We start from the raw sequence: 14,257 nt of genomic DNA on the forward strand, positions 1-14,257 counted from the left end.
GCCGACATGGGGTGTTCGGGCCCGTGGGATACCGCCATGCCGCCGCCATGGCGCAGAGAAGGCGGCGGGTGACGAGGCCAACCCCCTTGGCCCCGCCACCCGCCGCCGGGAGGAGGCAGGTCTGCGTTGTCTGTTACGACGTCTCGGCGAGCGTCACGGTTGCCGTCGCCGGCGATCCGTTTCGCTGGTACTGCACCTCGACCCGGTCGCCCACCTTGCGGGACTGGACGGCGCCCACCAGGTCGTCGGAGTCGTTGATTACCGTGTCGCCGAACCTGGTGATCACGTCGCCCTGCCGGAGGCCGGCCTTCTCGGCGGGGCTGCCCGGCGTGACGGACGCGACCACCGCGCCGCCGTTCTCGGCCGCGGTCACGCTCACCCCCAGCGAGGGGTGGCTGACCTTCTCGCCCCGCTGGAGCTTGCTCGCGACGTCCTTGGCCTTGTTGCTCGGGATGGCGAACCCGACGCCGATGTTGCCGGTGCTCTGCCCCGAGGTGGCGATGGCGGTGTTGATGCCGATCACCTCTCCCCGCGTGTTGACCAGCGCGCCGCCGGAGTTGCCCGGGTTGATCGGCGCGTCGGTCTGGAGCAGCCCGGAGATCGAGCTGGCGCCCTGCCGCGGGTCCTGTTGCTGGCCGCTGCCGGCCTGGATCGTGCGGTCCCGTGCGCTGAGGATCCCGGCCGTGACCGAGCCCTGGAGGCCGAGCGGGCTGCCCAGCGCGAGCACCTGGTCACCGACCTGCATGGCGTCGCTGTCGCCGAACTTCGCCGCCTTCAGCCCGCTGACGCCCTTGGCCTGCACCACGGCCAGGTCGGTCTTCGGGTCGGTGCCGATGATCTTCGCCTCGACCTGCCTGCCGTCGGCGAAGACCACCCGGACGGTGTCCCCGCTCGCGGAGGCGACCACGTGGTTGTTGGTCAGCACGTAGCCGTCCCCGCTGAGGATGACACCGGAGCCCTCGCCGCTGCCGGTGGTGATCGAGACGACGCTGTCCTGGACGGACGCCGCGATCTTCGGCAGGTCGGCGCTGTTGATCACCGGGGCGGCGGAGTAGGTACGGGTGACTCCGCCGGAGTCCAGGGCCAGCGCGAGCGCGCCACCGGCGACGCCGGAGCCGAGCATCAGCGCGAACACCGCGACGCCCGCGCCGGCCAGCTTGGCGATCCGGCTCGGCCGCGCGGCCGGGCCCTGCGCCCACGGCGGGACGGGCTGGCCGGCGTGCTGCGGCGGGACGGGCTGGCCGGGCTGGTGCGGCGGGAACGGGCCCCCGGGGTACGCGGGACCGCCCGCGTGCGGGACGTAGCCGGGCTGGTGCTGGGCGCCCCCGGTCCAGCCCGACTGCTGCCCCTGCTGCCAGGGGCTGGTCGGGTACTGCCCGGCGGGCTGCGGGTGCCCCGAGACCGGGTACGGCGGCGCCGACGGGGTGGCGGCCGGCTGGGCGTACCCGCCGTACGGGTGCTGACCGGCCGCGGGGACGGAGCCGGGCCCGGCCGGCGCGGCGTCCATGGCGGGCGCGGCCTCCGGGGCGGAGGCGGAAACCGGGGCGGGCGCGGCGTCACTCCCGACGAAGGCGGCGTCGTGGCCGGCAGGCGCGCCGTGGCCGGCGTGCCCGGCAGGGGAATCGTGGCCGGCGGGGGCGTCGTGCCCGGCGTGGCTGGTGCCGGGGGTGGCGGGAGCGGTCTGGACGGCCGGAGCGGCGGGCTCTACGGCCGGGGAGTCGGAGGGGCCGCGCCCCACGCGGGGCAGCTCGGCAGTGGGTTGCGCCGGCTCGGCGTCGGTGGGCGCCGGCCGCCGCTGCGGGTCGGTCTCGTTCTCGGTCATGTCCCCAGCTTGCTCCCCGGCACTGCGACCGGCCTGGAATCCACCTGGAAGTTCGCTGAAAGTTACTCGCCCTCACCGTCCGTGTCCGCGACCACCGGCAGCCGCACCCGGAAGGTAGCTCCACCGCCCGGCGTCTCGTCCACCTCGACGGTGCCGTGGTGGGCGGCCACCAGCGCGGCCACGATGGCCAGGCCCAGGCCCGTCCCGGTGGCGCCCCCGGCCCGTCGGGTACGGGCGGCGTCGGCCCGGTAGAAGCGTTCGAAGACCCGCTCGGCCTGCTCCGGGGTGAGCCCGGGGCCGGTGTCCGTCACCTCCACCACCGCCAGGTTGCCCGGCTCGCCGCGCAGCCGCAGGGTCACCGACGCCTCGGGCGGGGTGTGGGTGAGCGCGTTGGTCATCAGGTTGCCGATCACCTGGCGCAGCCGGGCGTCGTCGCCGTAGACCAGCAGCGGTCCGGAGCCCGGGACGATGTCCAGCTCGATCCGCCGCTCCGGGGCGACCACACGTGCGGCCTGCACGGCGTCGGAGGCCAGCACCGGCAGCTCCACCGGGGCCAACGAGAGCGGCCGCTCCCGGTCCAGCCGGGCCAGCAGCAGCAGGTCCTCCACCAGCAGGCCCATCCGGGCGGCCTCGTCCTCGATCCGGCGCACCAGGCCAGCCGTCTGCTCCGGGGACCGGGCCGCGCCCTGGCGGTACAGCTCGGCGAAGCCGCGGATCGTGGTCAGCGGCGTACGCAGCTCGTGCGAGGCGTCCGCGACGAACTGCCGCATCCGCTCCTCCGAACGCCGGGCCCGGGACTCGGACGCCTGGGCCGCGATGGCGGCGTCGCGGGCGCCGGCCTCGGCGGCCCGGGCCGCGGTCTCCGAGGCGGCGCGGGCGGTGAAGGCAGCCTCGATCTGGGTGAGCATGGCGTTCAGCGCCCGGGACAGCCGGCCCAGCTCGGAGGTCGGGCAGGGGTGCCCCTCCTCCGGGTCCGGCACCCGCCGGGTGAGGTCGCCCCCGGCGATGGCGGCGGCGGTGCGCTCGATCTCCACCAGCGGCTTGAGGCTGGTGCGGACCATCGCCGCGCCGAGCGAGGCGAGCAGGATCAGCACGGCGCTGCCGACGAGCAGGTCGATCCAGATCAGCCGCTTCACCGCCAGGTCCACGTCGGTGAGGTGCTGGCCGATCATCGCCATCTGCCCGTTGGGCAGCTGGGTGTAGAGGACCCGCCAGCGCACCGCGCTGTCCCGCGCCCGGACGGTGCGCGGCTCGCCCACCCGAGCGGCGAAGCCGGCCGCGTCGCTGGGCCAGGCCGGCAGGTCGTCGACGCGGAACCGGTGATAGTCGTACCGGTAGCCGCGGACCCCGCCGGTGTTCGGGTCGGTGGCGACTACCAGGTAGTCGGTGGGGATGATCGGGTCGCCGGCGTTGGCGGTGACCATGGCGGTCTCGATGCTGCTGGTGGCGGCGCGCAACTCACCGTCGACCTGGGCGACGAGGTAGTTGCGGAGGAAATAGGTCGTCAGGGAGCTGATCACCACCAGCGCCACCGCGACCAGCGCGAGCACCGCGGCGACCAGCTTCACCCGCAGCGGTACGCCGCGCAGCCTCCCCTTCGCGAGCTGGGCGGCGTTCACGCCGCCGGCTTGCGCAGCACGTACCCCACCCCGCGCAGGGTGTGGATCAGCCGGGGCTGGGTGTTGTCCACCTTGCGGCGCAGGTAGGAGATGTAGGACTCGACGATGTTGTCGTCGCCCCGGAAGTCGTAGTTCCAGACGTGGTCGAGGATCTGCGCCTTCGACAGCACCCGGTTGGCGTTGAGCATCAGGTAGCGCAGCAGCTTGAACTCGGTGGGCGAGAGCTGCACCCGCTGCCCCGCCCGGTAGACCTCGTGGGTCTCCTCGTCCAGCTCCAGGTCGGCGAAGGTGAGCCGGGAGGGGGCCTGCTCTCCGGTCGTCGTGCGGCGCAGCACCGCCCGGATCCGGGCGGTCAGCTCCTCCAGGCTGAACGGCTTGGTGACGTAGTCGTCGCCGCCCAGGGTGAGCCCGCGGATCTTGTCGTCGGTGGCGTCGCGGGCCGTCAGGAAGACCACCGGCGTGCGGGTGCCGCCCTCGCGGAGCATCCGGATCACCTCGAAGCCGTCGAGGTCGGGCAGCATCACGTCGAGCACCACCAGGTCGGGGCGGTGGTCCTTCGCGGCGTTCAGCGCGGCGCTCCCGCTCGTCGCGGTGGCCACGTCGAAGCCGGCGAAACGGAGGCTCGCGGAGAGGAGTTCGAGGATGTTGGGGTCGTCCTCGACGACGAGCAGTCGCGCCTCGGTCTGGGTAGTGGCCATGGCGACCATCATCCGCGATGTCGCTGCGCCCGCGCTGGGCGCTTCCTGGAGACTCCCTGAGAGCGAAGCCGGGTGGCCCGCGGTCAGCGGAGCATCCGGCGCAGGCCGTCCAGTGCGCCGTCGAGGACGCGGATCGCCGTACGGAGCTGGGCGTCGCTGAGCCGACCGGCGCGTACCAGGGCGCCGACCTCGACCGTGAACGCGGCCAGCCGCTGGTCGAACTCCGCGAGCAGCGGGGAGCCCTCCGGCCCGGCGGCCCGCTGCGGGCCCGGGGGTGGTGACGGCGCCTCCCACCGGGTACGCCGGGTCTGCCGCGCCGCCTCGCGCAGCTCCCGCTTGAGGTCGCGCACCGAGCCCCGTACCTCGGTCTGGATCTCCCCGGCCAGGGCGGACAGGTCCTGCACCGAGGCGCTGATGTCGGACTCCAGGGCCGCCACCTCGGCGGCGCGCTGGCGCAGCTCGGCCCGGCCCGCCTCGGTGATCTCGTAGACCTTCCGGCCGCCGACGGCGGTGTGCGCGACCAGGCCCTCGACCTCCAGCCGTTGCAGCCGTGGGTAGATGGTGCCGGCGCTGGGCGCGTACAGGCCGAGGAAGCGGTCCTCCAGCAGGCGGATCAGCTCGTACCCGTGCTTGGGGCCGTCGTCGAGGAGCTTGAGCAAATAGAGCCGGAGCCGCCCGTGGCTGAACACCCCGCTCACGGCCGCTCCCCCTCGTCACCGTCGACCGGACGGGCGAGCAGCGCGATGCTGCCGGAGGTCGCGGTCGCCCGGAGCTTACCGGCTCCGGCGCCGATGATCCCCGCGCTGTCGCGCACGGCGCCGAGCCCCGCGCGGTCACGCACCTGGGGGAAGCCGCTGGTGATCCGGCCCGAGGTGGTGTGCAGGTGGACGGCGAGATCGCTGTCCTCGCGCACGCGCACGGTGATCGCGCCGGAGATGGTGCTGAGCTGGATGTCGCTGCCGCGCGGGTTGTCCAGGTCGCAGGTGATCTCGCCGGAGACGGTGTGGGCCCGGACGCTGCCGGCGGCGCTGTCGGCGATCACCAGCTCCCCGGAGACGGTCTCCAGGCTCACGTCGCCGGCCACCCCCAGCGCCTCCACCGACCCGGAGACGACCTTCGCCTCGGTGCGGCCCCGGACCCCCATCAGGGTGATCTGCCCGGAGGTGACGTCGGCCCGGGTGCGCCGGCGCAGGCCCGAGACGACCAGCGGCCCGTCGATCAGCGCGAGGTCGGCCGCCGCGTCGGCGGGGACGGCGATCGAGACGTCGGCCCGGAAGCGGCGGCCCAGTTGGCCGAGCCACCAGAGCACCCCGGGCAGCCGGGGGTGGCGCTCGTGCCGGACGGTCAGCACGCCGTCCCGGTGCTCCACGATCACCGGGCGGCGGCCGATCCGGGAGACGTCCACCCGGGCCGGCCCGTCCGTGCCGACGACGTTGAGCCGCCCGGCGACCAGGCGTACGTCCAGCGAGGTGACCGGCTCGTCCAGGGTGAGCCGCTGCGGACTGTCGACGGACCAGCTGGCCATGGTTTCCTCCCCGCCCGGTACGCGCGCGTCCGGCGCGTATCCCTGCGGAGAGAGTAACGCGATACATCGCGACTGAACAAGACAGTCGCGTGTCGGGGAGCCGTCAGGCCGCCAGGCCCACCCCCACCCGCAGCGTGGGCGCCGGGGGCGCGGCGGCGGGCCGGGGCATCGGCAGGCGTACCGCCGCCTCGGCGGCCCGGGCCAGCAGCCGCCGGTCCGCCCCGGCACCCGGGTGCAGCGCGGCGGCGACCGTCACCTCCGCCGTCAGGCCGCGGGCCCCGAGCACCCGCCAGACCGACCGGCCCAGGCTCTCGTCGCCGAGGAAGCCCGGGGCGGTGGTCGGGTCGGGCGCGGCACCGGCCAGGCGGTAGCCGATCCGCACCGGCACGACGGGCGCCCCGGCGTCGACCGCGGCCTGGAACACCGCCGGCCGGAACCCGCCGCCGGGGCGGCACCCGGGCAGGACGCCGCACCAGGTCGTACCCTCGGGAAAGACCGCGACCGGGTGACCCGCCCGCAGCGCCGCCGCCACCCGGGCCACCGTGGCCGGCAGCGCCCGGGGGCGCGCGCGGTCCACGAAGAGCGCGCCCGCCGCGGCGGCCAGCAGCCCGATCAGCGGCCAGTCGCGCACCTCGCGCTTGGCCAGCATGCGGGCAGGCGCCACCGCCAGCACCGCGAGGATGTCCAGCCACGACAGGTGGTTGGCGACCACGAGCGCCCGCCGGCGGGGCAGCCGGCCCCGCACCACCAGCCGGACGCCGCAGGCCCGGGCCGTCCCCGGGCCCAGCGCCGCACCGCCGACCGGCGCGCCTCGGCCGGCAGCGCGGGCAGCAGCGCGGCCAGCCCGGCCCCGGCCGCCAGCATCCCGAGTACGCCGACCAGCCGGACCAGCCGGCGGGCGACCGGCACGGTGGGGACCTCACCGGGCCGGGGCAGGCAGTCCGGCCCGCAGCCGGAGGCCGGCCGCCAGAGGTGGTGGGCGGCGGTCACGACCCGCCCCCGCCGAGAAAGTGCCGCAGGTAGCGGGGGTTCATCCGGTCCAGGGAAAACAGCACGTAGAAGTCGGCCACCCGGAAGTCCGGGTCGTACGCCGGCTCGCCGGCCACCCACGCGCCGAGCCGCAGGTACCCGCGCAGCAGTGGCGGAACGGCCACCCGGTCGGCGGACCCGGCCGCGCCCGGGACGACCGCGCCGGCCGCCGGGGTGGGTGCCTCCGGGGCGACCGCGCCCGGCTCGGCGAACCAGGGCCGCAGCGGGCGTACCCGCAGCGGCGGGGGCGCCAGGTGCCGGGCGGCCACCTGCGCCCACACCCCGGCGGCGAGCCGTCCCCCGTCGCCCACCGGCACCGAGGCGCAGCCGCCCAGCCAGCGGGAGCCGCGCAGGTGCAGGTAGCGGGCGATGCCGGCCCACATCAGGTTGACCACCGCACCGGAACGGTGGTCCGGGTGGACGCAGGACCGGCCGGCCTCCACCAGGACGTCGCGGAGCGGGTCGAGGGCGCTCAGGTCGAACTCGCCGTCGGCGTACCGGCGGCCGGTCCGTCCCGGCGGCAGCAGCCGGTACGTGCCGACCACCGCCCCGGTGCGCTCCTCGCGCACGATCAGGTGGTCGCAGTGGGCGTCGAGATCGTCAGTGTCCAGGCCGACCGGGCCGGGACGCAGGGTCGCCCCGAGCTCGGTGGCGAACACCTCGTGGCGCAGGCGTTGCGCGGCGGCGACCTGTGTCGGGTCGTCGGCGATCAGGAGGGTGTATCCGCTGGTCGTCAGGGGCGCGCCAGCGACGGACAGAACAGCCATGAGCACTGTGTAGGTGGCCCGGGTGCCGGCAGCGGGGACGACCGGTGTCGATCCGGTGAACGCCGTCCGGCGGGGGCCTCCCCACCCGGCCGGGGCGGGCGTGCGAGGCTGCCCGCAGGAGGTTGGACATGATCATCCCAGCGAGGTTCAACGGCCCGCCCGGCTCGGGCAACGGCGGCTGGAGCGCGGGCGCCTTCGCCACCGCCACCGGCGGGCACCGCGGCGTCGTCGAGGTGACGCTGCGGCAGCCGCCGCCGCTGGAGACACCGCTGACCGTCGCCCCCGGCGAGGTACGCGACCCCGACGGACTCCTGATCGCGCAGGTGCGGGCGGTCGACGAGGACCCCGAGGCGGTGCCACCGGTGGACGTCGAGACGGCGCGGACCGCCTCGGCGGCGTACCCCGGCCTGGTGGACCACCCCTTCCCCGGCTGCTACGTCTGCGGCCCGGACCGGGCCGACGGGTTGCGGATCTTCCCCGGCCGGCTGGCGGACGGCCGGACGGCGGCCGCGTTCACCGCACCGGCGGAGGTCGACCCGGCCACGGTCTGGGCCGCGCTGGACTGCCCCGGCGGCTGGGCCGTGATCGCCCCCGGGCGCCCGTACGTGCTCGGCCGGATGGCCGCCGTGGTCGATGCGCTGCCGGCCCCGGGCGACGAGTGCGTGGTGACCGGCGTGGCCGTCGGCGGCGAGGGGCGCAAGGCGCTGGTGCGCACCAGCCTGTACGGCCCGGACGGGCGGCTGCTGGGCCGCGCCCGCGCCACCTGGATCGCCCTGCCCGGGGCCTGACCGCCGCCCGTCACCGCCAGGCGCGGCGGACGGCCCGGGCGGGCGATCTCGTCCCTGGGGATGACGGTCTCCTGCCTGAGGCGGAGGCGCATCTAGGTGCCGCGCCTGATTGACCTGGTTGCGCCGCCTTGCCACGCTGTGCGACGGCGCGTCCGCAACAGCGCCACGACACTCGGCGCGACCTCGCGCCACGCACGGGAGGAGAACGATGTCTGACGGGCAGCGAAGCCCCACCACCAGCAACGGTCAGATCGTGGTGTCCGGCCTGACGAAGCAGTACAAGAACGTCCGGGCGGTCGACAATCTGTCGTTCACGGTCGAACCGGGGCGGGTGACCGGCTTCCTCGGCCCGAACGGCGCCGGCAAGACCACCACGCTCCGCATGCTGCTGAATTTGGTGACCCCGACCGGGGGCACGGCGACGATCGGCGGCCACCGGTACGCCGACCTGGCCGACCCGCTGCGCCACGTCGGCGCGGTGCTGGAGGCGTCGAGCGCGCACAAGGGCCGCACCGGCGTCAACCACCTGCGGGTGATCTGCGCGGCGGCCGGGCTGCCGAGGCAGCGGGCCGACGAGGCGCTGGCCCTGGTCGGCCTGACCCCGGCGGCCAAGCGCAAGTTCAAGGGCTACTCGCTCGGCATGAAGCAGCGCCTCGGCATCGCCGCCGCGATGCTCGGCGACCCCCGGTTGCTGATCCTCGACGAGCCGGCCAACGGGCTCGACCCGGAGGGCATCCGGTGGATGCGCGGCTTCCTCAAGGGGCTGGCCCAGGAGGGCCGGACGGTGCTGGTGTCCAGCCACCTGCTGTCGGAGATGCAGCTCCTCGCCGACGACGTGGTGATCATCGCGGCCGGCAAGCTGGTCCGGCAGGGCCCGGTCGAGCAGGTGATCGGCTCGATGTCGCAGGGCGGCCGGGTTCGGGTGCGCACCCCGCAGGCCGAGGAGTTGGCCGCGGCGCTGCGCGAGCTGTCCGCGACCGTGGAGACCGGCGAGCCCGGCGTCCTGCTGGTCGGTGGGGTGGACGCCCCGGCCATCGGTCGGGCCGCCCTCGCGGCCAAGGTGGAGTTGCACGAACTGACCACGGAACGGCCCGACCTGGAGGGCGTGTTCCTGGAGCTGACGGCCGGAAAGGCGGGCATCCGATGAACCTCGTCCGATCCGAGCTGCTCAAGATCCGCACCACGAACACCTGGTGGATCTTCGGTCTCGGCACCCTGGTCACGCTCGCGCTGGCGTTCCTGGTGAACGCGGTGAACGCCAGCTTCTCCCTCAGCGGAGAGCAGGACCTCGACAGCGTTCCGGCCGAGCAGGCGGAGCAGCTTCGCGCCGCAGCCAGCGACGTCTACCAGGCGGCGAACCTCTTCACCTCAGGCCAGTACTTCGGGCTGCTGTTCGTCATGATGCTCGGCATCCTCGTGGTGACCAACGAGTTCTATCACCAGACCGCGACGACGACCTTCCTCACCACGCCGCACCGGTCGGTGGTGGTGGCCGCCAAGTTGGTCACGGCCGCGCTGATCGGTGCGCTGTTCTGGCTGTTGACCACGGCCCTCACCATCCCCGCCACGTTCATCTATTTCGCCGCCAAGGGGTGGGAGACCCACTTCGGCGAATGGGACATCACCCGGGCGATCCTGCTGAACCTGCTCGCGTACGTGCTGTGGGGCATCTTCGGCGTCGGGTTCGGCGTGCTGATCCGCAGCCAGATCGGCGCGACCATCACCGCAGTGGTGCTGTACCTGGTCGGTACGACAGCCGCGAACCTGGTGTTCTTCCTGCTCCAGGAGTGGCTGGGCTGGGACTGGATCGGCAAGCTCGCCGTGATCATCCCGTCCACCGCCTCCACGCTGATGATCAGCGGTACCGAATTGCCGGGTAGCCCACCGCAGTGGGCCGGCGCGGTCGTACTGATCACGTACGCCGTGGTCACCGGAGCGGTCGGAACCTTGATCACGCGACGGCGCGACATCGCTTGATCTTGAACGAACAGTGAGGAGCCGGCCCCGATGGGTGATCTATGGCCACCCGTCGGGGCCGGCCCATACCCGCGCCGGAGTCGAGGGGACACGGGGTGCGCAGGAACTCTCGCGGCTTCTGTGAAACCGAACACGCGACGGAGGCGGCAATGCTTACCGTATTCGTACGGCGTAGCCTGGGAGCCGTCTCCTGCTCGCCCGCCTGCGCGGGCGACGGCGGACACCGCGTGACACACAAACCCGCGTGAAAGAGGCGATTACCGGCCGTGTCGACCCAGCAGACTTCGCAGGAGAACCCACTGGCGGGTTTCGGCCCGAACGAGTGGATCGTCGAGGAGATGTACCAGCGCTACCTCGCCGACCCAAGCAGTGTCGATTCGGCCTGGCACGACTTCTTCGCCGACTACCGCCAGGCCCCGGGCGCCGACGCGCCGGAGGGTGCGCCGGTGCAGGCCGCCCCCGCCGCGCCCGAGCCCGCCGCCGCGCCGGAGCCGGCCGCGACGGTCACCCAGCCGGCCGCGCCGCCGGTCGAGAAGGCGCCCGCGAAGCCGGCCGCGCCCGCCAAGCCGGCCGCCGCCAAGGCCACCCCCGCCAAGCCGGCCGGCGCGGGCGCCCAGACCACGCCGCTGCGCGGTGTCGCCGCGAAGATCGTCCAGAACATGGACGCCTCGCTGAGCGTGCCGACCGCGACGAGCGTCCGCGCCGTCCCGGCCAAGCTGCTGGTCGACAACCGGATCGTGATCAACAACCACCTCGCCCGCGGGCGTGGCGGCAAGGTCAGCTTCACCCACCTGATCGGGTACGCGATGGTCCGGGCGCTGGTCGAGCACCCGGAGATGAACAACTCCTACGCCGAGGCCGACGGCAAGCCGACGCTGGTGCGCCCGGAGCACGTCAACCTGGGCATCGCGATCGACCTGGCCAAGCCGGACGGCAGCCGCACCCTGGTGGTGCCGTCCATCAAGGCCTGCGAGCAGATGGACTTCCGGCAGTTCTGGCAGGCGTACGAGGACGTGGTCCGGCGCGCCCGCCGCAACGAGCTGACCATGGAGGACTACTCCGGCACCACGATCTCGCTGACCAACCCGGGCGGCATCGGCACCGTCCACTCGATCCCGCGCCTGATGACCGGGCAGAGCGCCATCATCGGCGTCGGCGCGATGGAGTACCCGGCGCCGTACCAGGGGATGAGCGAGGCCACCCTCGCCGAGCTGGCCGTCAGCAAGATCATCACGCTGACCAGCACGTACGACCACCGGATCATCCAGGGCGCCCAGTCGGGCGAGTTCCTCAAGGTGATGCACGAGCTGCTGCTCGGCGAGCGCGGCTTCTACGACCAGATCTTCACCTCGCTGCGCATCCCCTACGAGCCGGTGCGCTGGATGCGGGACGTCTTGGTCGACTCCGAGGGCCAGATCAACAAGACCGCGCGGGTGCACGAGCTGATCCACGCGTACCGGGTGCGCGGCCACCTGATGGCCGACACCGACCCGCTGGAGTTCAAGATCCGTAAGCACCCGGACCTGGACGTCCTGGAGCACGGCCTGACCCTGTGGGACCTCGACCGGACCTTCCCGGTCAACGGGTTCGCCGGCAAGCAGCGGATGAAGCTGCGCTCGATCCTCGGCGTGCTGCGCGACTCGTACTGCCGCCGGGTCGGCATCGAGTACATGCACATCCAGGACCCGGAGGAGCGGCGCTGGATCCAGGAGCGGATCGAGCGCAAGTACGAGAAGCCGACCCCGGACGAGCAGAAGCACGTGCTCAACCGGCTCAACGCCGCCGAGGCGTTCGAGACCTTCCTGCAGACCAAGTACGTCGGCCAGAAGCGCTTCTCGCTGGAGGGCGGCGAGTCGCTGATCCCGCTGCTCGGCGAGGTGCTGGAGTGCTCCGCCGAGGCGGGGCTCGACGAGGTCGTCATCGGCATGGCCCACCGGGGCCGGCTGAACGTGCTGGCCAACATCGTCGGCAAGCCGTACGAGAAGATCTTCTCGGAGTTCGAGGGGCACCTCGACCCGCGCACCACGCAGGGCTCGGGCGACGTGAAGTACCACCTCGGCCAGAACGGCAAGTTCACCACCCCGGACGGCGAGCACGCCGTCAAGGTCTCGGTGGTGGCGAACCCGTCGCACCTGGAGGCCGTCGACCCGGTGCTGGAGGGCATCGTCCGGGCCAAGCAGGACCGGATCGACCTCAAGCTGGAGGGGTACACCGTGCTGCCGCTGGCGGTGCACGGCGACGCCGCCTTCGCCGGCCAGGGCGTGGTCGCCGAGACGCTCAACCTCTCCCAGCTGCGTGGCTACCGCACCGGCGGCACGGTGCACGTGGTGGTCAACAACCAGGTCGGCTTCACCACCGCCCCGGAGCACTCCCGGTCCAGCCTCTACAGCACCGACGTCGCCCGGATGATCCAGGCGCCGATCTTCCACGTCAACGGCGACGACCCCGAGGCCGTGGTCCGGGTCGCCCGGCTGGCGTTCGAGTACCGGCAGGCGTTCAACAAGGACGTCGTGATCGACATGGTCTGCTACCGCCGGCGCGGGCACAACGAGGGCGACGACCCGTCGATGTCGAACCCGCAGATGTACCAGATCATCGACGCGCAGCGGTCGGTCCGGAAGCTCTACACCGAGGAGCTGATCGGGCGGGGCGACATCACCGTGGAGGACGCGGAGGAGCTGCTGCGCGACTACCAGGCGAAGCTCGAGCGGGTCTTCAAGGCCACGCGGGACGCCGCCTCGACGCCGCGGCAGGTGAGCCGCCCGCCCCGCCAGGACGAGCCGGAGCCGCAGGTGGACACCGCCACCGACGCCGCCGTGGTCAAGGCGATCGGCGAGGCGCACGTCAACCTGCCCGAGGGTTTCACCCCGCACAAGCGCATCCAGCAACTGCTCGACCGGCGGGCCCGGATGTCCGTCGAGGGCAACATCGACTGGGGCTTCGGCGAGATCATCGCGTTCGGCTCGTTGCTGCACGACGGGGTCACCGTCCGGCTCGCCGGGCAGGACTCCCGGCGGGGCACCTTCGTGCAGCGGCACGCGGCCGTGGTCGACTCGAAGACCGGTGCGGACCACCTCCCGCTGAGCTCGCTCACCGACGACGGCGCGCGGTCCCGGTTCTTCGTGCACGACTCCCTGCTCAGCGAGTACGCGGCGATGGGCTTCGAGTACGGCTACTCGGTGGAGAACCCCAACGCGCTGGTCTGCTGGGAGGCCCAGTTCGGCGACTTCGTCAACGGCGCCCAGTCGGTGATCGACGAGTTCATCTCCTCCGGCGAGGTGAAGTGGGGCCAGCGCTCGGCGGTCACCCTGCTGCTGCCGCACGGCCACGAGGGCCAGGGCCCGGACCACACCTCCGGCCGGCCGGAGCGGTTCCTCCAGCTCTGCGCCGAGGACAACATGCGGGTGGCCGTCCCGAGCACCCCGGCGAACCACTTCCACCTGCTGCGTCGCCAGGCCCTGTCGCCGAAGCGCAAGCCGCTGGTCGTGTTCACGCCAAAGTCGCTGCTGCGGAACAAGCTCTGCGTCTCCCCCGTCGAGGACTTCACCACCGGCACCTTCCAGCCGGTGCTGCGGGACCCGGCCGCCCCGGCGCCGCAGCAGGTGAAGCGGGTGCTGCTCTGCTCGGGCAAGGTCTACTACGACCTGTTCCAGGCCCGGACCGAGCGGGGCGTCACCGACACCGCGATCATCCGGATGGAGCAGCTCTACCCGCTGCCCGTCGAGGAGATCCGGGCGGCCCTGGCGCAGTACCCGAACGCCGAGGACTTCGCCTGGGTGCAGGAGGAGCCGGCGAACCAGGGCGCGTGGAGCTTCGTCGCGCTCAACCTGCTGGAGCACCTGTCCGACGTCCGGCTGCGTCGCATCTCCCGCCCGGCCGCCGCCGCCCCGGCGGTCGGCTCGGCCAAGATGCACGAGGTGGAGCAGAACGCGCTGATCGAGGCGGCCCTGCCCCGCCCGTGACCTGACCGCACCGCCAGCACCGGGGCAGCGACCGTAGGGTCGCTGCCCCGGTCGCGTGGCGGTGCCCTCC

General features: G+C 73.3%; 10 protein-coding genes and 1 pseudogene. 4 read left to right on the forward strand and 7 right to left on the reverse strand.

Annotated elements, in window-relative coordinates:
• Positions 1 to 133 precede the first annotated feature (133 nt).
• The 7 genes and pseudogenes from JD77_RS06395 to JD77_RS06425 form a co-directional block, all read right to left on the reverse strand.
• Positions 134 to 1,822: a S1C family serine protease gene (locus JD77_RS06395; RefSeq protein WP_145773459.1), complete on the reverse strand. Its 1,689-nt coding sequence runs from the start codon at positions 1,820 to 1,822 to the stop codon at positions 134 to 136.
• Between the two features lie 62 nt (positions 1,823 to 1,884).
• Positions 1,885 to 3,441 carry a sensor histidine kinase gene (locus JD77_RS06400; protein ID WP_145773460.1) on the reverse strand — a complete coding sequence of 519 codons (1,557 nt, stop codon included), beginning with the start codon at positions 3,439 to 3,441 and terminating at the stop codon, positions 1,885 to 1,887.
• On the reverse strand, positions 3,438 to 4,139 hold the full coding sequence (locus JD77_RS06405; RefSeq protein WP_145773461.1) for a response regulator transcription factor: 702 nt from the start codon (positions 4,137 to 4,139) through the stop codon (positions 3,438 to 3,440). Before JD77_RS06405 ends, JD77_RS06400 begins: the two co-directional genes overlap by 4 nt.
• Before the next feature lie 83 nt (positions 4,140 to 4,222).
• A complete protein-coding gene (locus tag JD77_RS06410) occupies positions 4,223 to 4,837 on the reverse strand; it encodes a PadR family transcriptional regulator (RefSeq protein WP_145773462.1) in 615 nt (204 codons plus the stop codon).
• Entirely contained in the window at positions 4,834 to 5,664 is an 831-nt protein-coding gene (locus tag JD77_RS06415) for a DUF4097 family beta strand repeat-containing protein (protein ID WP_145773463.1), read from the reverse strand. Before JD77_RS06415 ends, JD77_RS06410 begins: the two co-directional genes overlap by 4 nt.
• A 103-nt stretch (positions 5,665 to 5,767) precedes the next feature.
• Positions 5,768 to 6,654: pseudogene (locus tag JD77_RS06420) on the reverse strand (lysophospholipid acyltransferase family protein).
• Positions 6,651 to 7,460, reverse strand: a complete 810-nt coding sequence (locus tag JD77_RS06425) for a GNAT family N-acetyltransferase (protein WP_145773464.1) — start codon at positions 7,458 to 7,460, stop codon at positions 6,651 to 6,653. Before JD77_RS06425 ends, JD77_RS06420 begins: the two are co-directional and overlap by 4 nt.
• A gap of 128 nt (positions 7,461 to 7,588) precedes the next feature.
• Between JD77_RS06425 and JD77_RS06430 the strand changes: the two genes are divergently transcribed.
• The 4 genes from JD77_RS06430 to JD77_RS06445 all read left to right on the forward strand — a co-directional run bounded on the left by JD77_RS06430 (position 7,589) and on the right by JD77_RS06445 (position 14,187).
• Positions 7,589 to 8,248, forward strand: a complete 660-nt coding sequence (locus JD77_RS06430) for a hypothetical protein (RefSeq protein WP_145773465.1) — start codon at positions 7,589 to 7,591, stop codon at positions 8,246 to 8,248.
• Between the two features lie 208 nt (positions 8,249 to 8,456).
• Positions 8,457 to 9,395, forward strand: a complete 939-nt coding sequence (locus JD77_RS06435; protein WP_145773466.1) for an ABC transporter ATP-binding protein — start codon at positions 8,457 to 8,459, stop codon at positions 9,393 to 9,395.
• Positions 9,392 to 10,225: an ABC transporter permease subunit gene (locus JD77_RS06440; protein WP_145773467.1), complete on the forward strand. Its 834-nt coding sequence runs from the start codon at positions 9,392 to 9,394 to the stop codon at positions 10,223 to 10,225. The genes JD77_RS06435 and JD77_RS06440 overlap by 4 nt, the downstream gene beginning before the upstream one ends.
• A 266-nt stretch (positions 10,226 to 10,491) precedes the next feature.
• The gene (locus tag JD77_RS06445) at positions 10,492 to 14,187 is read left to right on the forward strand and encodes a multifunctional oxoglutarate decarboxylase/oxoglutarate dehydrogenase thiamine pyrophosphate-binding subunit/dihydrolipoyllysine-residue succinyltransferase subunit (protein WP_145773468.1); all 3,696 of its coding nucleotides are present in this window, start codon (positions 10,492 to 10,494) and stop codon (positions 14,185 to 14,187) included.
• The last annotated feature ends 70 nt before the right edge of the window (positions 14,188 to 14,257 follow it).

This window comes from Micromonospora olivasterospora (assembly GCF_007830265.1).
GTDB classification, from domain to species: domain Bacteria; phylum Actinomycetota; class Actinomycetes; order Mycobacteriales; family Micromonosporaceae; genus Micromonospora; species Micromonospora olivasterospora.